15 protein-coding genes, 1 tRNA gene and 1 pseudogene are annotated in these 19,719 nt (G+C 70.8%); 12 read left to right on the plus strand and 5 right to left on the minus strand.

Features of this window, described 5'->3' with window-relative positions:
- Positions 1 to 118: 118 nt before the first annotated feature.
- The gene (locus tag IPL40_04590) at positions 119 to 1,561 is read right to left on the minus strand and encodes a TolC family protein (GenBank protein ID MBK8480439.1); all 1,443 of its coding nucleotides are present in this window, start codon (positions 1,559 to 1,561) and stop codon (positions 119 to 121) included.
- A 163-nt stretch (positions 1,562 to 1,724) separates the two neighbouring features.
- On the opposite strand from IPL40_04590, the gene IPL40_04595 reads away from it, so the two are divergent.
- The 4 genes from IPL40_04595 (at position 1,725) to IPL40_04610 (ending at position 4,793) form a co-directional block, all read left to right on the plus strand.
- Positions 1,725 to 1,949, plus strand: a complete 225-nt coding sequence (locus IPL40_04595; protein ID MBK8480440.1) for a hypothetical protein — start codon at positions 1,725 to 1,727, stop codon at positions 1,947 to 1,949.
- A gap of 112 nt (positions 1,950 to 2,061) precedes the next feature.
- Positions 2,062 to 3,042: a hypothetical protein gene (locus IPL40_04600; GenBank protein ID MBK8480441.1), complete on the plus strand. Its 981-nt coding sequence runs from the start codon at positions 2,062 to 2,064 to the stop codon at positions 3,040 to 3,042.
- A gap of 48 nt (positions 3,043 to 3,090) precedes the next feature.
- Entirely contained in the window at positions 3,091 to 4,230 is a 1,140-nt protein-coding gene (locus tag IPL40_04605; GenBank protein ID MBK8480442.1) for an NAD-dependent epimerase/dehydratase family protein, read from the plus strand.
- Between the two features lie 77 nt (positions 4,231 to 4,307).
- Positions 4,308 to 4,793: a YbjN domain-containing protein gene (locus IPL40_04610; protein ID MBK8480443.1), complete on the plus strand. Its 486-nt coding sequence runs from the start codon at positions 4,308 to 4,310 to the stop codon at positions 4,791 to 4,793.
- Positions 4,794 to 4,820: 27 nt separating this feature from the next.
- Here IPL40_04610 and IPL40_04615 read toward each other — a convergent pair whose 3' ends face one another.
- A complete protein-coding gene (locus IPL40_04615; GenBank protein ID MBK8480444.1) occupies positions 4,821 to 6,488 on the minus strand; it encodes a glycerol-3-phosphate dehydrogenase/oxidase in 1,668 nt (555 codons plus the stop codon).
- 81 nt (positions 6,489 to 6,569) lie between these two features.
- Positions 6,570 to 8,474: an aspartate--tRNA ligase gene (gene aspS / locus IPL40_04620; protein ID MBK8480445.1), complete on the minus strand. Its 1,905-nt coding sequence runs from the start codon at positions 8,472 to 8,474 to the stop codon at positions 6,570 to 6,572.
- 174 nt (positions 8,475 to 8,648) lie between these two features.
- Between aspS and IPL40_04625 the strand changes: the two genes are divergently transcribed.
- The gene (locus IPL40_04625) at positions 8,649 to 9,554 is read left to right on the plus strand and encodes a metallophosphoesterase (GenBank protein ID MBK8480446.1); all 906 of its coding nucleotides are present in this window, start codon (positions 8,649 to 8,651) and stop codon (positions 9,552 to 9,554) included.
- 12 nt (positions 9,555 to 9,566) lie between these two features.
- Here the strand turns inward: IPL40_04625 and amrB are convergent, their stop codons facing one another.
- Entirely contained in the window at positions 9,567 to 10,427 is an 861-nt protein-coding gene (gene amrB / locus IPL40_04630) for an AmmeMemoRadiSam system protein B (protein ID MBK8480447.1), read from the minus strand.
- 190 nt (positions 10,428 to 10,617) lie between these two features.
- Here amrB and IPL40_04635 point away from each other — a divergent pair, with 190 nt between their 5' ends.
- The 7 genes from IPL40_04635 to IPL40_04665 all read left to right on the plus strand — a co-directional run bounded on the left by IPL40_04635 (position 10,618) and on the right by IPL40_04665 (position 17,472).
- Positions 10,618 to 11,943, plus strand: a complete 1,326-nt coding sequence (locus tag IPL40_04635) for a cyclic nucleotide-binding domain-containing protein (protein MBK8480448.1) — start codon at positions 10,618 to 10,620, stop codon at positions 11,941 to 11,943.
- Positions 11,944 to 12,055: 112 nt separating this feature from the next.
- Positions 12,056 to 13,399, plus strand: a complete 1,344-nt coding sequence (locus tag IPL40_04640) for a carbohydrate-binding family 9-like protein (protein ID MBK8480449.1) — start codon at positions 12,056 to 12,058, stop codon at positions 13,397 to 13,399.
- Between the two features lie 344 nt (positions 13,400 to 13,743).
- Entirely contained in the window at positions 13,744 to 14,925 is a 1,182-nt protein-coding gene (locus IPL40_04645; GenBank protein ID MBK8480450.1) for a hypothetical protein, read from the plus strand.
- Between the two features lie 101 nt (positions 14,926 to 15,026).
- Positions 15,027 to 15,926: an S-methyl-5'-thioadenosine phosphorylase gene (gene mtnP, locus IPL40_04650; GenBank protein ID MBK8480451.1), complete on the plus strand. Its 900-nt coding sequence runs from the start codon at positions 15,027 to 15,029 to the stop codon at positions 15,924 to 15,926.
- A complete protein-coding gene (locus IPL40_04655) occupies positions 15,923 to 16,840 on the plus strand; it encodes a sugar kinase (protein ID MBK8480452.1) in 918 nt (305 codons plus the stop codon). The genes mtnP and IPL40_04655 overlap by 4 nt, the downstream gene beginning before the upstream one ends.
- A gap of 31 nt (positions 16,841 to 16,871) precedes the next feature.
- On the plus strand, positions 16,872 to 17,357 hold the full coding sequence (gene tsaE / locus IPL40_04660; GenBank protein ID MBK8480453.1) for a tRNA (adenosine(37)-N6)-threonylcarbamoyltransferase complex ATPase subunit type 1 TsaE: 486 nt from the start codon (positions 16,872 to 16,874) through the stop codon (positions 17,355 to 17,357).
- A gap of 38 nt (positions 17,358 to 17,395) precedes the next feature.
- Positions 17,396 to 17,472: transfer RNA gene (locus IPL40_04665), tRNA-Arg, on the plus strand.
- A 35-nt stretch (positions 17,473 to 17,507) separates the two neighbouring features.
- On the opposite strand, the pseudogene IPL40_04670 reads toward IPL40_04665, so the two are convergent.
- A pseudogene (locus IPL40_04670) lies at positions 17,508 to 19,699 on the minus strand (ATP-dependent RecD-like DNA helicase).
- Positions 19,700 to 19,719: the final 20 nt, after the last annotated feature.

Consider the following 19,719-nt stretch of genomic DNA (forward strand, 5'->3'; position numbering starts at 1 on the left):
TTCATACACGAGGGGTGGCGACTCAACAACGTGTGGCGGCGGGATTTCCCGCCAGCTGCTCAGCGCGCGAAGCGAGACAGGAAGGCGATGCGCGCGACCATGTGCCTCGGCGCGGCGCCTAGCGGGCGGCGCTGGGCGCGGGGGTCCGAACCAGGGTGCGTTGCAGCTCGGCGGTCGCCAGGCCGACCTTGCGGGCCAGCTCGGACCAGCCCACGTTGACGTCGAAGCTGGACTGAAGGGAGGTCAGCCGCAGGCGGAAATACGCGACGAGGGCGTCGGTCAGCTCCTTGGGCTCGGCCAGGCCGGCGCTGAGGTTCTGCGAGGTGGCGACCAGCCAGCTCCGCGCGCTGCGCGTTCCACGCTCGGCGACGACAAGGCGCTGCTGAGCCTCCTGCAGCTCGAGGTAGGCTTTTTCGAGCTCGAGCGTCATAGCGCTCAATGCCGCTTGTCGCTGCGCCGCCAGGCGGCGCGCGTCGGCCAGCGCCTCGCGCAGGCGGCCCACCTGTTGCACAGTGTCGAGCTGCCAGTGCAGGGCGAGCCCGAGCGCCGCGCTGCTGAAGTTGAAGGGGTTGTTGAAGAAGGCGTTCTGCGGGAAATCGACGTTGGTTGCGCGGCCGATCCCGGCTCGGCCGACGAGGAGCAGATCCGGCCAGAGGCGCGCGCGCTCGAGGGCGCTACGGGCAGCCACCGCGCGCAGCGCCGCCTCGAGCAGGTGCAGCTCCGGTCGCTCGTGCATGGCCGCGCGCTGGTAGTCGGCGCTGTAAAGCAGCTCGGCGCTCGAGGCCTCGAGGGGGAGGGCATCAAGCGTGAGCTGATCGGCGCGGAGGCCCGTCAGCGCGGTCAGTGAGCGCAGGGCGAGCTGCTCCAGCTTCTGCGCCTCCAGGGTGCGGGTATCAATCTCGACGGTGTAGGTCTTGAGTCGCAGCTCATCGGTGACGGTGGCGTCGCCGGAATCGTCCTCGAGCTGTTGGGCGATGCGGGCACTGGCCTTGTCGAGGTGCTCGCGCCCTTCGTGAATCATCTCCAAGATCGCGCGGGCCAGCTTGGCTCCCCAGTAGGCCTTGGTGACGTTGAGCTCGAGGTCCCGCCGCGCTGCCACCAGGCGGGCCTGCTCCGCCGCGACGCCAGCGTGGGCCGCGTGGCTCAACGCTGAGAGCTTGCCAAAGGTGTAGAGCGGCATCCCGAGCTCGACCTGCGCCCGCCCGAACACGCCGTTGAGATTGAAGGCGATCTGTTTGATGTTGGTGCGCACGCAGCTCTGCTCGTCGGGATTGCCCGCGGCGTCAAAACAGCGGATCTCGGGCGTTGGCGCGAAGAGCGCGTTGAACTCGCCGCGTGGCGCCCAAGCCCAGCGCGCCTGAAAGAGCTTCTGCTCCATCGCCGTCACCGCATGCTCGGCCGCCTCGATGCCGGGATAGTGGCTTTGGGCGCGGGCGATCAGCGCGGCGAGCGCATAGCCTGCGCCAGGGGACGGGGCCGGCTGGGCGGCGAGGGGGCCGCCAAGGGCAAGCGCGGTGAGCAGTATGGCGGAGCCAAAAGCGATCGACGAGCGGCGCGGCATGCTGAACTCCGGCGCGGGCATGCCCCGATGGGCGGGTTAAGGTGGCTTGTAGCGCGGCCGACACGCGGGCAGCAAGGGGCGGGCCGGCACCTCTTCGGGCCGGCACCCTTGGCTGCCGGCTGACGCGCTTGCGGCGCCTGGGTCGCGCTGCTATGACGCGCCGATGTCGGCAAGCTTCCATGAGTACCTTGAACTCTTCGACTACTTCGGTCGTGGGGGAATGGTGCGGCTCAACCGCGGGGAGTTCGAGGCACGGACGGCGGAGCTTGAGGGGCTATTGCGGCAGCAGGAGCCTTTCAGCGACGAGCAGCTGGCCCGCCTCGTCGCGCTGCGGGCGGCGCTCTTCCACGAGCGCCCGAAGCTCGAGCAGCTCGTACGGGGCCGCTGAGGTGGCGCCGCGCGACGAAGCGGGGCCGCGCGAGCCCGGCAATCCGGCGGCTGGGCGCCCGGCTGCTGGCGTTGCGCTGCAAGCCCAGTTGGCGGCGCTGCGCCAGGGCCTCGTGAGCTGTAGGCGCGAGGATCTCGGCCGGGTCGAGGTCAGCGGCCCGGGCGCGCGGGCCTTCCTGCAGCGCCTCGTGACCGCGGACCTGCGCGCGCTTGCGCCGGGCGACGCGGTGCCCGCCGCGCTGCTGACGCCGAAGGCGCAGGTCGTCGCCTTGCTCCGCGTGATCGTCCGCGGCGAGGAGGCGCTGAGCTGCGTCGTCGATCGCGCGCTGGTGCCGACGGTCTTGGCGCTGCTCGACCGCTACAGCATCGGCCACGCCGTCAACCTCGAGGCCTCCGCCGGCGAGGTGGTCGGGCTCTACGGTCCCGGGCTCCGTGCTTGCACCGCGCTCGGCGCGGCGGCAGCGCTCGCGCCCTACGCGCAGGCGACGTTGGTGGCGGGCGGCGCATGCTGGCTCGCCCTGGGTGATGATGAGCTCGGCGGTGCCGGGCTGCTCTTGTTCGGGCCTGCGGACAGCCACGCGGGAGCGGCGCTCAGCGAGTGGCTGCGGCCCGCGCCGGTGCTGGCGCTGGAGCCGGCCGCGTTTGAGGTCGCGCGGCTCGAGGCCGGCGCGCCGCGAATGGGCGTCGACGTCGACGCTGAGACGATGCTGCTCGAGGCCGGGCAGCTCAGCGCCGTGAGCTTCGAGAAGGGCTGCTATCCGGGACAGGAGCCGGTCTGTCGCGTGCATAGCCGTGGCCAGGTGAACTGGCGGCTCTTGGCCCTCCGGGCGGCGGCGGACCGCCTGCCCGCGGCGGGTGAGACGCTGCGGCACAGGGCCCTTGCCGAGGCGGGCCGCATCACCTCGGCGGCCTACTCGCCGACGCTCGACGCCATCGTGGCCCTGGGCTACGTGCACCGCCGCGCGCTCGAGAACCCCGGAGCGCTGGAGCTGGCCGGTGGTGGCCGCGCGGAGGTCGTCGCGCTGCCGCGCGTCCCCGGCTTGCTCGTCCCGCTCAGCGCTCCGCGCTACGGGGAGGGCGCGGCAGCGCGCTGATCGCGCAGGGCCTGCGACGCCCTCGCGGTGGACAGCGCGCCGCGGGCGATGGTAAGCGACCAGGACTTCAGTGGTGAGGGCGTGATGGCTGAGCTCGAGCAGGTTCCGGCGGCGATGGCGATGGGCAAGGTCCTGGTGACCGGCGGCGCCGGGCACCTCGGGGCGAATCTGGTGCGGCGATTGTTGGCGGATGGAGTCGTCGTGCGAGCGCTCGTGCGGCGCGACAGCAACAACGCCGCGCTGCACGGCCTCGATGTCGAGTGGTGCTTTGGCGATCTGCGCGACGCCGAGGCCACCGCGCTGGCCGCGCGGGGCTGCACCCACGTCTACCACTGCGCGGCCAGTCTCTCGACGGTCTACGGCAGCGTGGACGCGGCGCGCGAAATCTATGAGAGCAACGTCCTGGGCACGCGCAACCTGCTGCGGGCGGCGCGCCTCGCCGAGGTGGCGCGGGTGGTTGTGACCGGATCGTTCAGCGCCACGGGCTACGACCTCGACGATCCGAGCCGTCCGGCCAATGAGACGATGCCCTTCTTCCCCTTTGCGCGACCACTGCCCTACGAGCAATCGAAGGCCCTCGCCGAGCACGAGGCGCTGAAGGCCTTTGCCGACGGCCTCGACGTCGTGGTGGCCACCTCTTGCGCGATTCTCGGCCCCCACGACCACAAGCCCTCGCGGATGGGGCAGGTGCTCTGCGACTTCGCCCGCGGGCGCGTGCCGGCCTATATCCCGGGCGGCTTCGAGTTCGTCGCCGCGCGCGACATCGTGCAGGGTCATCTGCTGGCGATGGCGCGCGGACGCGCCGGACAGAAGTACATCTTCGCCACGCGCTTCTGCACGATGGACGAGCTGATGGGTTGGTTCGAAGAGGTGACCGGGCGGCGGCGCCCGCGGCTGCGGCTGCCGCCGGCGCTGATGGCCGGCATCGCCGAGCTCGTGACCCCCGTGCTGGCGCGCCTACGCCCCGACGCTTCGCAGCGGCTGACGCCGGGCGCCGTGCGCATCCTGCGCATGCAACGGCACGCCGACTGCACGAAGGCGCGGCAGGAGCTGGGCTACGAGCCGACCGCGATCGTCGACGCGATTCGCGAGGCCTATGACGACTTCGTGCGCCGAGGGCTGATCGATCGCCCGCGCAGGGCGGCCGGGGGGGAGTCCGAGGCCAGCGCGTCGGCCAGCGCGGGCTAGCGCACGACAGGTCGGCGCCTCGACCGACGGTCGGCGCCGTGGCATGGTGTGAGCTGACGCGGCAGGAAGTAGCTCGGATGAGTGCCTCGGTCCAGACCATCCACGACTTCTTCGAGCGCTACGGCTGGCAGTGTGACTTCGACGGTGCGACCGCGACCTGGGTCACGGGCTTTCGCGGCAAGACCGCGAACTTCAACATCATGGTCCACCTGACGGAGAACTGGCTCTACTTCATCGTCAGCCCCTTCGCGAACGCGCCGCAGACCGTCGTTTGCGAACAGCGCCTCAGTCAGTATCTGCTGCGTCTCAATCACACGATCAACCTGGCGAAGTTCAGCGTCGACGGCGAGGGCGACGTCGTGCTCACGGTGGAAATACCAACCGAGGGCCTGACCTATAGTCAGTTCCGCGATGGGCTCAACGCCGTCAGCTACTACGCTGACTGCCACTACCTCGATGTGATCAACCTGGCGCAAAGCGCGAGCTATGTGCCGGCGCCGGTCGCCGACGAGAAGTGGTGGGCGAGCGAGGTCGAGGCCTTCGAGCTAGAGAAGCCCAACTGAGCGCGATCGCAGCAGCGCGCCCCACCGCTAGCGCCGCCAGGCTCGATTGCGCGCCACGAGCTCGTGGTAGGCGACGACCTGGCGCGCGCGCTCGTCCGCGCTCCAGCCGAGCGCCTCGGCCAAAGCCTCCGCGACCGCTTCGCTGGCCGCCAGCCCCTGGTCGCTCGCTCGATAGAAGAGCTGGACGCGGCGCACCAGGACGTCGTCGAGGTTGAGCGCCAGCTCCTCGCGCGCGGCGTGCGCGACTTCGGCCCAAATGAAGGGCAGGCCGCTGACGATGCGCCGCCCGAGCGCCGGCCGCTCGGCGACCCGGGCGACCAGGCGCGTCGCGACGACGCCATAGGTCGTCGCCAGGTGGTGCGCGAGGCGCTCGTCGCCGCCGAGTCCCTCGCGCAGCCCGGCAACGAGGCGCTGCAGCTCCGCCTCGCTGCGCAGGCCGCTGGCGCCCGGCAAGGGTCGATCGGCGGTGGTGCTCGGTCCGCGGGGCGGGCGGTCGGCGTCGAGCAACGGACGCGCTGCCTCGAGGGTCTCAGCGGCCAGGCGACGGTAGGTCGTCAGCTTCCCTCCGGCGACGACGATGATCCCGTCGGCGCGGATCGCGATGCGGTGTTCGCGCGAGACGGCGCTCGTATTGCCGTGCTCGGACGTGGCCGACGCCAGCAGTGGACGCACGCCGCTCCAGCTGGCGAGGACGTCGTCGGCGCGCAGCCCGGCGTCCGGGAAGTAGTGGTTCGCCGCCGCCAGCAGGTATGCGACCTCCTCGGCCGCGGCCTGCGTGCCCGCGGCTGGCGCTTGGAGGTCGGTGTCGGTCGTGCCGACCACCGTATGCTCGAAGAAGGGAAGCACGAAGAGCACGCGAGCGTCCCGCGGATGGTAGGCCACCAGCGCGCGCGGCACGCTGAGGCGATCGCCCCGCAGGACGATGTGCACGCCCTTTGTCGGCCGCAGCCAGGGATGGTGTTGCGGATCGACCAGCGTCAGCAGCTCGTCGGTTTGTGGGCCGGCGGCGAGGACCCAACAGCGCCCCCTGATCTGCAGCCGCGCGCCGCTGAGTTGATCGCGCAGGGCTGCCGTCGCAACCCGACCCTGAAGCGTCTCGAACGCCTCGAGCGCGCAGTAGCTGGCAGCGGCCGCACCGGCTTGCCGGGCGTCGAGCACGTTCTCCAGCACGAGGCGCGCATCGTCCGTCTGGCCATCGTAGTAGAGGACACCGCCGCGCAGCTCCTGCTGGCGTAGCCCTGGCAGCAGTCCGACCAGGCGCCTCGGGCCGAAGTATTGGTGGCGCGCGTGGCCTTGGAAGAGCGCCAGCGCGTCGTAGATCCAGAGCCCGAGCTCGACGAGCGCGGCCGGCCAGCGATCACCGCGATAGACCGGCGCGACGAAGGGCAGCGGTCGCACGAGATGGCGCGCGAGTCGGCTCAGCTGTCGGCGCTCCGCCAGGCTCTCGGCGACCAAGGCCAGCTCGCCATGCTCGAGGTAGCGCAGACCGCCGTGGATCAGCCGACTCGAGCGGCTGGAGGTGCCCGACGCCCAGTCGCGGCGCTCGACGAGCGCGACGCGGTAACCGCGCAACGCAGCGTCGCGCGCGATCGCGGCGCCATTGATTCCGCCACCGACGACGACCAGGTCGAAGCACTCGGACGCCAAGCGCGCCAGCGTCGCACGTCGTTGATCGGGGGCCGAGGGTGGCTGCATCGTCGAATCGCGCCGGCGATGATAGCAGGGCACCCGCGCAAAAGGGGAGGTGCCCAGCGCGCGGCGCGGAGCCGCCGCCGATCAGTCGGCCAGCCGCACGTGCAGCTCGCGCAGCTGCGCCGCCTCCGCCGGGCCAGGAGCGCTGGTCAGCAGGCAGGTGCCCTTCTGGGTCTTGGGGAAGGCGATGACATCGCGCAGCGAGGTGGCGCCGCACATCAGCATCACCAGCCGATCGAGGCCGATGGCGATGCCGCCGTGCGGCGGGGGACCGAAGCGAAACGCCTCGAGCAGGAAGGAGAACTTGGCCTCGGCTTGTGCTGGGCTGAGGCCGATCGCGGTGAAGAGCTGCGCTTGGATCTCCGGCTCGTGATTGCGAATCGATCCGCCGGCGATCTCGACGCCGTTAAGCACGAAGTCGTAGGCGCGGGCGCGCACGGAGCCCTGCGCCGGGGTGCCGAGCAGCGGCAGGTCCTCCGGGCGCGGCGCGGTGAAGGGATGATGGCAGGCGACCCAGGCGCCAGCCTCGCTGCGCTCGAGCAGCGGAAAATCCGTGACCCAGAGCGGCGCCCAGGCAGCGTGGTCGATCAGCCCGAAGCGCTCGGCCATCTGCGCGCGCAGCAAGGCGAGCGCGTTGTTGGCGATGCCCGGTTGATCGGCGAGGAAGAGCAGCACGTCGCCCGCCGTGGCGCCGAGCCGGGCGTCGATCGCGCGCATCGTCTCCGGCCGCAAGGCCTTGGCGAAGGGGGCCTGCCAGCTCGTCTCGCCAGCGGCCGGCTGTAGGCGCGCATAGGCCACGCCCTTGGCGCCGACCGGACGCACCAGCTCAGGTAGGGCGTCGAGGTCCTTGCGCGAGAGCTCGCTTGCGCGGCCGGGCAGGCGCAGCGCCTTGACGATCCCCCCGGCCTCGATCGCGCCGTCGAAGACGCGGAACCCAGAGCCGGCGCAGAGATCGCTGACGTCGGTCAGGCGCAGGTCATAGCGCAGATCGGGCTTGTCGCAGCCGTAGCTGGCGATGGCCTCCTGATACGTCATCCGCGGAAAGGGCACGGGAAGCGTCACGCCGAGCGCCTGGGTGAAGAGCCGGGCCATCAGGCGCTCGACGATGCCGTAGAGCAGCTCTTCATGGGCGAAGGCCAGCTCGAGGTCGATCTGCGTGAACTCGGGCTGCCGGTCACCGCGCAGATCCTCATCGCGGAAGCAGCGCACGATCTGGAAATAGCGGTCGAAGCCAGCCACCATCAGCAGCTGCTTGAAGAGCTGCGGCGACTCCGCCAGCGCGTAGAACTGCTGTGGGTTGAGGCGACTCGGCACCAAGAAGTTCCGCGCTCCACCCGGCGTGTGCTTGATCAGCACCGGTGTCTCGAGCTCGAGAAAGCCCTCCGCGCTGAGCTGCTCACGCGTGGCGCTGCTAACCGCCGCCCGCAGCGCGAAGTTGCGCTGCAGGGCGGGGCGCCGCAGATCGAGGTAGCGGTAGCGCAGGCGCAGGCTTTCGCGCGTGTCGGTCTCGTCGTCGAGGGAGAAGGGCGGCGTTTGCGAGCGCGAGAGGATCTCGAGCTGCGCCACGCTGACCTCCACGGAGCCGGTTGGGAGCTTGGGATTGACGTTGTCGCCGCGGTCGGCGACGCGCCCGCGCACGGCGATGCAGAACTCGCCACGCAGATCGCCAGCCAGGCGATGAGCCTCGGCGCCGACATCCGCGCGAAAGACGAGCTGCGTGATGCCGTAGCGGTCGCGCAGGTCGACGAAGATCGCGCCGCCGTGATCGCGGCGGTTGGCGACCCAGCCCATCAGCACGACCTCCTGGTCGCGATGCTCGGGACGCAGGTCGCCGCAGGTATGGGTGCGACCGACCGCCAGCAGGACGCTCGGCGTCGTGGCCGCGGCCTGCGGTGCGGCGGCGGGGTCGGCCGTTGACGAGACTGCGGACGGTGGTGCGGTAGTCGCGGTAGTGATGTCGGACACGAGGACCTCCAGCGACCTCCTCATAGCCCGCTGCTCCCGGGCCCGTCAACGCAGCGGGTCGCTGCGCGATCGGTTCTTCGGCTCCTGGGCGCCAGGCGCCAGGCCGTGGCGCTGATCCCGCGCCGTCGGCAATGGGGCCTTACCAGTGGAGCATTGCCCGCGGGGCATTAGCGCTGGGGCATCGCATTGCCGTGGGCGATGAATAGTCATAGCGTACGCGCGATGCGCATCGCTCACCTCTCGGATCTGCATCTGCGCACCGACCTGCCGATACCGCGCAGGGCGTGGCTGAGTCAGCGGGTCCTCGGCGCGATCAACCTGTCGCTGAGGCGCGGGCGGGAGTACCCGGAGCGCCTCGTCGAGGTGCTTTGGGCCGAGCTGAGGCAGGTGGCGCCCGATCATCTGATCGTCTCGGGCGAACTGACGAACCTCTCGCTGGGCGGCGAGTTCGAGCGGGCGCGGCGCGCGCTCCTGGCCCTGGGCCTGCCGAGCGCGGCGATCACGGTCGTCCCGGGCAATCATGACGCCTATACCTGGGGCAGCGTGCGCGACGGCGACTTCGCGCGGGTGATGGCTGACTTCCTGCACACAGACCTGCCTAGCGGCAGTGCGGGGCCCTATCCGCTGGTGCATCTGCGCGGACCCGTCGCGATCGTCGGTCTCAGCAGCGCCGTATGGTCGCCGCCGCTGATGGCTACCGGCCGCGTGGGCGCGACCCAGCTCGCGGCCGCCGAGGCGCTGCTCGGCCATCCCGAGGTGCGCACGCGTACGCGAATCGTCGTCGTGCATCACCCGCCGCGCTCGCCGCATGCACACTGGCATAAGCGGCTGGTCGACGGCGCGTCGCTGCTCGCGATGCTTGAGCGGACCGGCGCCGACCTGCTGCTCCACGGCCATCTGCATCGAAGCTGCGCCGACAGTCTGCCCGGCCCCGCGGGCCAGGCGATCCGCGTGATCGGGCTGACCTCGAGCACCTGGCTCAGCCCGGATCCCGCGCGGCGGGCGCGCTACAACCTCTTGGAGGTCGACGCCCCGGGCGCGTCGCCAAGGGTAGGGTCGCGCCGCTTCGCCCCGGCGCTGCGGGCCTTCGTCGCCGATTCCTGAGCGCCGCGGTCGTCAGTAGACCACGCCGGCGTAGCCGACGAAGCTGGCATTGGGGCGCACGTCGGCGCTGGTGGCGTAGCGCAGGCGCTCGCCGCTGCTCGCGCCCAAGCGCTGTGCGCATTGCCAGGCGGCGGCCACGGCACCAGGGCAACACGCATTGCGGTGCAGGCGGCCGGTTTGCAGCACCTCGAGGGGCGTGCCCTCACAGGCTGCGGCGAGGAAGAGCGGGTCATTGGTCTCGCGCACCCAGCGCTCGGCGCCGGCGCCGCTGCCCTGTGGCGTCCAGCCGTAGTTCGGACCGTAGTGCGTCAAGTCCGTCGAGGCGATCACCGCGATCGGACGGCCGAGTCGTCTCGCGGCCTCGACCACGGCGTCCGCGAGCTGCAGCGTCGCGGCCCGCGGCGGCGCGCCGAGGATCACGAGGCGCGCGGCCGGGAAGAAATGCTTGATCAGCGGAAACACCACCTCGGCGGAGTTGTCCTGCGTGTGGTTGAGGGGGCTCTCCGCGCGCAGCGGCGCGGCGGTGGCGAGCTGCTGCACGAGGGCCTCATCGGTGTCGAGCGGGCCGAAGGGCGTCCAGCACTGGCCGTGCTGCATCACCGTGCTCGCGGCGTCGGGCCCGAGGTGGCCAGCGAAGAGCACGATCGTCTCGGAGGCGCTGGCGGCCGCAGCGAGCTCGCGCACGACGTTGTAGGCGATCGCGCCAGAGAAGGCCCAGCCGGCGTGCGGCACGATGCCCCCGACGAGCTGCGTGCGCTGGCTGTCGACCGCGCCGCGCTCGAAGCGACCGAAGCTCGCCTGGCAGCCCGCGGGCGTCGCGGGATACCAGCTTCCGGCCAACTCGGCCACGCGAAGCTGTTGCGGTCTGGCCATCGATCGCTCCCCGCGCGGCCGCGCGAGGTTCGCCCGCGCAACAGGTTTCGCCCGCGCAACACAGAGTGCCACTCGTGGCGGTGAGGTCAACGTTATCGCCCGGGCGGCCGGGGTCGTGGTGGCAGCGGGGCGTGTATACTCCCGCCCGAGGCGCGCGGCGCTTGACGGGGAACGCGCGCGGGATGGGGAGATGATGAACGCATTGGACGAGCGACTGGATCGGGCCGATGAGGCGTGGATCGCCGGACAACAGGCCGCGGCGCTGCGCCGCTACTGCGAGCTGCTGCGCGGGGCGCCTGATTCCCTCTACCTCTGGTATCGCACGGCGGCTGCTTTGGGCGCGCTGCAGGGCTGGGCGGAGGCCGCGCGGGGGCTCGAGCTCTGCGCAGAGGCGCTCGCGGAGCAGGGCCAGCTCCTGCTCGCCTTGGGCGCGGCGCAGGACCTCGGGCACGCCGATCCTGCTGCGGCTGCGCGGGTCCTGCGCGCGATCGCCGAGCGCTATGGTGCCGGCTCCCCGCGTCTGGCCACGGGGCGATCGAAGCCGCCCCCGCCACCGGCCCCCGACGCCATTGCTCCCGAGCCCGAGGAGCTGAGGGTGGCCGAGGGCCCGGCCTTGTTTGCGTTGGCGCATGAGCTTTGCGGCGACGCGCTCCAGCACTGGCGCCGGATCAGCGCGGAGCCCTCCCCGCTGCCGCCCCACGCGCTCCTTTCGGCGCTCAGCGCGGAGGATATCGTCGAGCTCGGTGGCCTCCTGCAGCGGCGCGAGCTGGCGGCGGGAACGGTGATCGTGCGGCAGGGCGACGCGGGGACCTCGCTCTTCCTGCTCGCGCATGGGCTGGTGGCGGTGGAGCGCGACGGCGTGACGCTGGCGCACCTGCGGCCCGGCGCGTTCTTCGGCGAGATGGCCCTGCTGACGCAGGAAGGGCGCCTGGCCAGCGTCACGGCTGAGCGGCCGGCGCTGGTCTTCGAGTTGGCGCGCGGCGCGCTCGAGGACGCCGTCAGCGGTGCACCGCGCCTGGCCGAGGGGCTCGCGCGTGCGGCGCGGCAGCGCCTGTTGCGGGCGCTGCTTGCGACCTCGCCGCTCTTTCGGCCCCTCGAGCCCGAGCGGCGCGAGGCGTTGGTCGCGCTCTTCAGCGCGCAGGTCTATGAACGCGGTGAGGTGGTCGTGCACGAGGGGGGGGCGGCCGAGGGGCTCTACGTCGTGCTCAGCGGCACCGTGCGCGTGGTTCGCGACGACCAGGGGGAGCCGCTGCTGCTGGCCGACTTCGGTCCGGGGCAGGTCTTCGGTGAGATCTCGCTGCTGCACCAACGTCCGGCCACAGCGACCGTGACAGCCGTCGACCGCGCCGTCGTGCTCTGTCTACCGCGCGCGGCCTTCAATGCGCACGTCAGTGAGTTCCCCGAAGTGGTGGCGCACGCCTATCAGCTCGCCCTCGAGCGCGAGGCCAGCAACGCCGAGCTGGGGCGGAGCCGACCGCTTCTCATCGACGAGCTCGATGGCGCAGTGATCGTCTAGTCGCGCGTCAGACGGGCGTCCTGATTCCGCGTGGCGGGAGCCTTGCCAAGGCTCCGGCTGCTGATCTAGAGAGCTGATCCCACAGGGGCGTGAAGCGAGGAGGAGGGGTCGAATGTTGCAGATAGGGACGAGGCGCGCGCTGCTCGCCTGTGTCGGTCTGGTGGGCGTGCTCGCGTGTGTCGAGCAAGAGCCCGATCGCCCGACCGCCACCGACTGGGCGGCGATCGGCAAGCAGTTGCTCAAGAGCGATCCCAAACCGCAGTTTCCGGTGAACGCCGACCTCGAGGGCAAGGTGATCTACCTCGGGCTCGATGTCAGCCCGCAGCCGATCATCGCCGGCAAGCCCTTCACGCTGACGCACTACTGGCGAGTCAAGCAACCGGTGCCGGGCTGGGAGACCTTTACGCATCTCACCGACCCCAGCCTGAAGCAGTTCATCAACGCCGACCACCGGGCGATCGGTGGTCGGTATCCGGCGAGCATGTGGAAGGCCGGCGACGTGATTCGCGACGAGCACACCGTCTCGCTGCCCGCAGGGTGGCCGGCGACCCGACTCGAGGTCTTCACGGGGCTCTGGCGCGAGAGCCTGCGGATGCGGATCAAGGGCCCGCAGGACGATAAGAGTCGCGTGCTCGCCGCTTCGATCCCCGTCGCTGCCGGCCCGACGACCCGTCAGGAGCGCCCAGCGTTGGTGCGTCTGATCGCGCGACAGGCCACGGGCGCGCTGAAGATCGATGGCAAGCTCGACGAGGCGAGCTGGCGCGCGGCCGCGCCCACCGGCGCCTTCGTCGATACCTTGACCGGCGCGGCCGGCGAGGTGAGGACGACCGCCCGGATGCTTTGGGACGCGCGCGGGCTCTATGTCGCCTTCGAGAACGCCGACAGCGACATCTGGACCACCCTGAAGCAGCGCGACGACAAGCTCTGGACCCAGGAGGCCGTCGAGATCTTCCTCGACGCCGACGGGGACGGGCGCGACTACATCGAGCTGCAGGTCAACCCAGCCGGCGCGATCTTCGACAGCTACCTGTCCGACTACCGCGAGAACGACAATGCGTGGAACTCGGCGATCGAGGCCGCAGTGCAGGTCGACGGCACGCTAGACCGGCGGGACGACGTGGACCGTAGCTGGACGGTGGAGCTCTTCTTGCCGTGGCGCGACGTGCGCGGCAAGGAGGGCGTGGTGGGCCTGGGCACACCCCCCTCCCTCGGCGACCGCTGGCGGATCAACTTCTTCCGGCTTGATGCCCCGAAGGGGAAGGCGCAGCTTGCGGTCGGATGGTCGCCCCCGCTGGTCGGCGACTTCCATAAGGTCGACCGCTTCGGTGAGCTGGTTTTCGGCGACGCGACCGGTGCCACCGTCGCCGCCACGGCCACGCCTCCAGCCCCTGCCGCAGCGGCGAAGGCCGCGCTCAGCACGACGAAGCAGAAGCAACACAGGCCGGCGCAGAAGTAGCAGCTCCCGTGGCGCTCTCAGCGGCGGCGGCGGATGCGCAGCCCGTTCTGCGCCCTGGCGTTAGCGCGCAGGAGCGGCGCAGGCGAGCCTTGCGGCGCGGCGCTGCGCTGGCCGTGGCCAGCGTTGGGTTGACGGCCTGCGCCTCCTCGCGCCCCCTCTCCCCAGGCGCCCGCCCGGCGCTGTCGCCAGGGCTGTCGCCAGGCGCGTCGGCCACGAGGTCGCGCGTCTCGCTCCGACCCGGTGGCGCGCCGGCGACCCACTACGGGCTGGCGTCACCCTGGCTACCTCAGGGCGTCGCCCTTCGCCTTGCCGCCGCAGTCGGGCGCGCAGCGCGCGATGCGCAGGTGCCGTCGCCATGGCTCGACCGCGAGGCGGTTCAGGCCGCGCGCGACGTTTGCCGCGGACTGCCGCGCGCAGGCCCGCCGTCCCCCCGGCTGCTGGAGTTCGCGCTGCGGACGCGGGGATTGATCGAGCCGTTGCCCGATGTCGTGGTCGGCGACTGGCTGGCTACCGGGACTGAGCATGCCGCGGAGGCGCTGCGAGAGCGCCTTGCCGGCCTGCTGAAGCGGACGCGCTACGCCCGGGCGGGCGTCGCGGTCTGTCGATCGCTGCTTCGACCCGAACGCCGGCGCGTCGTCGCGCTGCTCTTGGAGAGCGCTGTGCGACTGGAGCCAGTGCCGCGCCAGGCGGCACTGGGGCAGCGCCTGCGCCTCCGCTTCCTGCGCCGCCAGCCCGGTCCCGCCCTCGCGTTGACCGTGACCTTTCCAGACGGGAGCGTGCGCGGCCTGCCGCTGCAGGTCCGCCAGGGCGGCTACGATGCCCTGGTCACCTGCGAAGCGCGCGGAAGGTACCGGATCGAGATCAGCGGGGAGGGCCCCTACGGCGACGAGGTGCTGGCGAACTTCCCGCTCGATTGCGCCGCCGCGCCGCCCACCACGCTCGAATTGCCGCCGAGCGCGCCGACGCTTGGGGCTGGGCCATCGACTGGGCTATCGACTGGGCCATCGACTGGGCTATCGACTGGGCCATCGACTGGGCTATCGACTGGGCTATCGACTGGGCCCGCCGGATCGACGGCGGAGCAACTCGAGGCGGAGCTGTCGCTGCTGACGGCGACGCTACGCAGCCGATCGGGTCGGGCGGCGCTCGAGCCCGACGCGACGCTGGCCGGCGTGGCCCGCCGGCACGCGGAGGACATGCTAGCGCAGGGCTATCTCGGACATCGGGCGCCGCGCTTTGGCGGGCCGGTCGAGCGATTGCGCCGCGCTGGCCTGGCCTGTGCCGTGCTGCGCGAGAACGTCGCGCGTGGCTACGCTGTAGACGAGCTGTTGCACGCGTTGGCCGAGAGCCCTGCCCACCGCGCCAACCTGCTCGCCGAGGACGTCACGACCCTCGGCAGCGGCCTGGCCATTGACAGGGAGGCTCAGCCGCCCGTGCTCTTCGTGGCCCAGCTCTTCGCGGGGGGCCCCTGCACGCGTGTCACCCCCACGCCTGCTGCCTCCACGCCCGTCGCCCCCACGCGTTGACCGGCGGCGAAACCGCATGCTAGAGACCCGCGCGGCGGGTGGACGCCGTGTGCGAGGCCGCGACAGACCGCGACAGACCGCGACAGACGGGGAGTGTGCGAATGTCGGCTCCAGCCATTGGCGTGGTCGGTGGAAGCGGTCTCTACGAGATCGAGGGCCTCACCCAGGCGCGTGAGCTGCGGCTGGAGACGCCCTTTGGTGCGCCCTCGGACGCCTACGTCGTCGGCGAGCTCGCCGGGCGACGGGCAGTCTTCCTCCCACGGCATGGCCGCGGCCATCGCTTGCTGCCGGGCGAGATCAACTACCGCGCCAACGTGCACGGCTTCAAGCAGCTCGGCGTGCGCTGGCTGGTCTCTGTCAGCGCCGTCGGCAGCATGCGCGAGCAGATCGCGCCGGGTGAGCTGGTTATCGTCGATCAGTTCATCGATCGGACGCAGGGTCGCGCGGGCAGCTTCTTCGGCGAGGGCGTCGTCGGCCACGTTCAATTCGCGGATCCGATCTGTGGCGGGCTCGCCGCGGTGTTGGCCGCGGCGGCCGAGCAGAGCGGGGCAGTGGTGCATCGCGGTGGCACCTACCTTTGCATCGAGGGGCCCCAGTTCTCGACCCGCGCCGAGTCCCGGCTCTACCGGCAGTGGGGCGTGGACGTGATCGGCATGACCAACCTGCCCGAGGCGCGCCTGGCCCGCGAAGCCGGCATTTGCTACGCGACCTTGGCGATGGCCACCGACTATGACTGTTGGCATGAGGGCCACGAGGACGTCTCGGTGCAGGCCGTCCTCGCTGTCATGGCCGGCAACGTCCAGCGCGCGCGCGGTATTCTCGCCGCGACGATTCGCACCGTCGATCTCGGCGGCGCCTGTCCGCATGCCGAGGCTGGACGACGGGCGGTGGTGAGCTCGCCGGAGGGCCTCGACCCCCGCAGTCGATCGCGCTTGGACGTTATCCTCGGCGAGAGCATCGCCAGCGAAAATCGCCCCCAGGCAGAAGGACCTGCCAAATGAGCCTGCTCGTCGTCGGCAGCGTGGCGCTCGACTCGGTCACCACCCCCCTCGATGCTCGCGAAGAGATGCTCGGCGGCTCGGCGTCGTTCTTTGCCATGGTCGCCTCGCTGATTACGCCCGTGCGCCTGGTGGCGGTGGTCGGGGAGGACTTCCCCGCGGAACACCTGGCGCTCTTGCGCGAGCGCGGCGTTGACCTGGAGGGGTTGCAGCGGACGCCAGGACGCACCTTTCGCTGGCGCGGGCGCTACCTCCCCAACTTCGTCGACCGCGAGACGCTCGATACTCAGCTCAACGTCTTCGAGCACTTCCATCCGCGACTGCCCGCGCCTTGGCGCGACTCGCGCTACGTATTCCTCGGCAACATCGCTCCACAGCTGCAGCTCGAGGTGCTGCAGCAGGTCCAGCGACCGGCGCTGGTCGGCTGCGACACGATGAACTTCTGGCTGCACGAGCCCTGTGTGACGACGTTGAAGGAGGTGCTGAAACGCACCCAGGTGCTCTTCCTCAACGATGAGGAGGCGCGCCTGCTCTCGGGTCAGCATAACCTCGTCAAGGCGGCCGCGGCGATCCGCCTGCTCGGCGTGGATCATGTGGTGATCAAGCGCGGCGACGCCGGGGCGCTGCTCTTCGACGACGGTGGGCCCTTCTGGGCGCCGGCCCTTCCGCTCGCGCAGGTGGTCGACCCGACGGGCGCAGGGGACTGCTTTGCCGGCGGCTTCATGGCGTACCTGGCGCACACCGGCGACCTCGGCCTGGCCAATATCCGGCGCGCGATGATCTTCGGTAGCACGACGGCCTCCTTCGCCGTCGAGGATTTCAGCGTCGACCGCTTTCGCTCGGTGAGCCGCGCTGACCTGTTGCAGCGTTGTGCTGAGTTCGCGCGCCTCGTGCACTTCGATCCGGTGCAGCTCTAGGGCGCCGCGCGGGACGCGCCTCAGGTCGTTCGTGAACCACGACGTCGGCACGATTGCTTGCAACACCGCGCGGCGCACGCGCACCTGCGGCCGCCGGCTCGGGCTGCTGCTCCAGCCGGGCGACGTCGTCGGGCTCGAGGGCGAGCTGGGCGCTGGCAAGACGCTCTTCGTTGGCGGTGTGGCGGCTGGACTGGGCCTCGCGCCGGGCTACCGGGTGGCGAGCCCGACCTTCACCTTGATCAACGAGTACCCGGGCCGCTTGCCGATCGTTCATGTGGATCTCTATCGGCTCGACGACCAGGCCGAGATGCAGGAGATTGGCATCCTCGATTACCTCGGCGGTCCCTGCGTCTGCCTGGTCGAGTGGTTCGGTCGCCTCGCCGGCGCCCGGCTGCCCGACCATCTGCAGGTGACGATCGAGGTCACCGGCGACCACACGCGGCGCTTGAGGGTTGCGGGTAGCGGCCCGCGCGCGAGCGAGCTGGTGCGGCGCTGGATCGCCGCGTGCGCGTCTTGACGTTGGCGCGGCGTGCCGCCGATACTGCGGCGTGCGTTGCGCCCGTAGCTCAGTCGGATAGAGCGTCGGACTTCGAATCCGCAGGTCGGGTGTTCGAGTCACCCCGGGCGCACCAAGCCAGCCTCCGCCGCTACGACGCGCCCGGCCCCGGCGCAGGCGATCGCCGAGGCGGCTGCAACGCTGCTCGACGCGGTCGTTGCGGACGGCGATTCCCAGCGCCTTGCGGCTGCCGACGATGACCACCAGCCGTCGAGCGCGGGTCAGCCCGGTGTAGACCAGGTTGCGCTGAAGCATCGCATAGTGCTGCGTGTGCAGCGGCATGACGACGACGGGGTATTCGCTGCCCTGGGCCTTGTGGATCGAGCAAGCGTAGGCCAGCACGAGCTCGTCGAGCTGGCCGTGCTCGTAGCGCACCAGGCGCTCGTCATAGCTGACCGTGAGCTGCTGCTCGTCCTCGTCGATCGACGCGACCCGGCCGATGTCGCCGTTGAAGACGTCGAGATCGTAGTTGTTGCGGAGCTGCATCACCTTGTCGCCGATCCGCAGCAAGCGGCTACCGCGGACTAACGCCGGTCCCGTGGGATTGAGCAGGGACTGTAGCTCGGCGTTGAGGTTGATCACCCCGAGCAGCCCCTTTCGCATCGGCGTCAGCACCTGCACGCCGAGGGTCGGGTCGACCTTGAAGCGGCGCGGGATGCGCTCGCCGACGAGGTCCTTGATCGTCGCGAGGATCTGGTCTGGGTCGCCCCGCTCGATGAAGTAGAAGTCGCTGAGTTCTCCGCTCTCCTGCTCGCTCGTCATCGGCGGTAGCTCGCCGTGGTTGATGCGATGGGCGTTGACCACGATCTGGCTGCGCTGCGCTTGGCGAAAGATCTCGGTCAGGCGCACGACGCCGGCCCAACCCGAGCCGATGAGGTCGCGCAGCACGTTGCCCGGCCCGACCGAGGGGAGCTGATCGACGTCGCCGACGAGGATCAGCTGCGCCGCCGGCGGCAGCGCCTGCACCAGCGCGTGGAATAACACGATGTCGATCATCGAGGTCTCGTCGACGATCAGGGTGTCGACCTCGAGTGGACGCTCGCCGTCGCGCTCGAAGCGCTGCGTGCGCGGCGAGAACTCGAGCAGGCGGTGAATCGTGCGCGCCTCCTGGTCCGTGGTCTCGGCGAGGCGCTTGGCGGCGCGGCCCGTCGGGGCGCAGAGGAGGATACGGCGCCGTCCCCTACGAGCAGGCGCAGGATCGCATTGACGATCGTGGTCTTGCCGGTACCCGGGCCACCGGTGATCACCAGCACCTTGCGCCGGGTGGCCTCCTCCACGGCCTGGCGCTGCTGCTCGGCAAGAGCGAGCTCGCGTTCCCGCTCGAAGCCCTCGATCGCCAGCGCGGCCCCCGCCAGGGGCGCCAGCGGGACCTCGCCGAGCTCCAGCAGTCGGGCCGCGGCTCCGCTCTCCGCGGCGTGCAGGGCCTTGAGGTAGATCGCGTCGTCCTCGGGGAGGGGCTCGCGCACGAGGGTGCCGGCGGCGAGCTGCGCGGCGATGGCCTCTTCGACCGGCAGCACGTCGAGCTCGAGGAGCTGCGTGGCGGCCGCGACTAGCCGCTCGTGCGGGAAGAAGACATGGCCCTGGTCCGCCAACTCGCCGAGCAGGTAGCGCACCCCGGCCTCGGCCCGCTGGGGTGAGTCGCGCGGGATCCCGAGCGAGGCGGCGATCTTGTCGGTGCTCTTGAAGCCGATGCCGACGACGTCCGAGGCGAGCTGGTAGGGGTTCTGGCGCACGACGGCGATCGCTCGCTCGCCGTACTGCTTGAAGACCCGCACGGCGTAGGCGGTGGAGACCCCATGCGTCTGCAGGAAGATCATCACCTCCTTGATCGCGCGTTGCTCAAGCCAGGCCTCGCGAATGCGCAGCGAGCGCAGGGGTCCGATGCCCGCGACCTCCCGCAGACGCTCGGGCTGGTTCTCGATCACGTTGAGGGTCTCGAGCTGGAAGCGCTCCACCAGGCGCGCCGCGATGCCGCGACCGAGCCCCGGGACGAGGCCCGAGGCGAGGTACTTCTCGATGCCGACGAGCGTCGCCGGTTGGATCGTCAGGTAGCTGTGGACGCGGAACTGCTCGCCGTACTTGCGGTCGTTGACCCACCAGCCGCGCAGGCGCAGGTTTTCACCCGGCTGCACGCCGAGCAGGCTACCCACCGCGGTGACCGTGCGCTGCTGCTGCAGGACGGTGATCCGCACCACGCTCCAGGCCGTCTCTTCGTTGGCGTAAACGACGCGGTCGAGCGCACCCTCGAGGACCTCGGGCGGGTCGCCGACGGGAGCTTCGGCGCGATGGCGATGGCCAGACATGCCGCGGCATCCTAACAGGG

The organism is Pseudomonadota bacterium (assembly GCA_016711215.1).
Classification (GTDB): Bacteria; Myxococcota_A; Polyangia.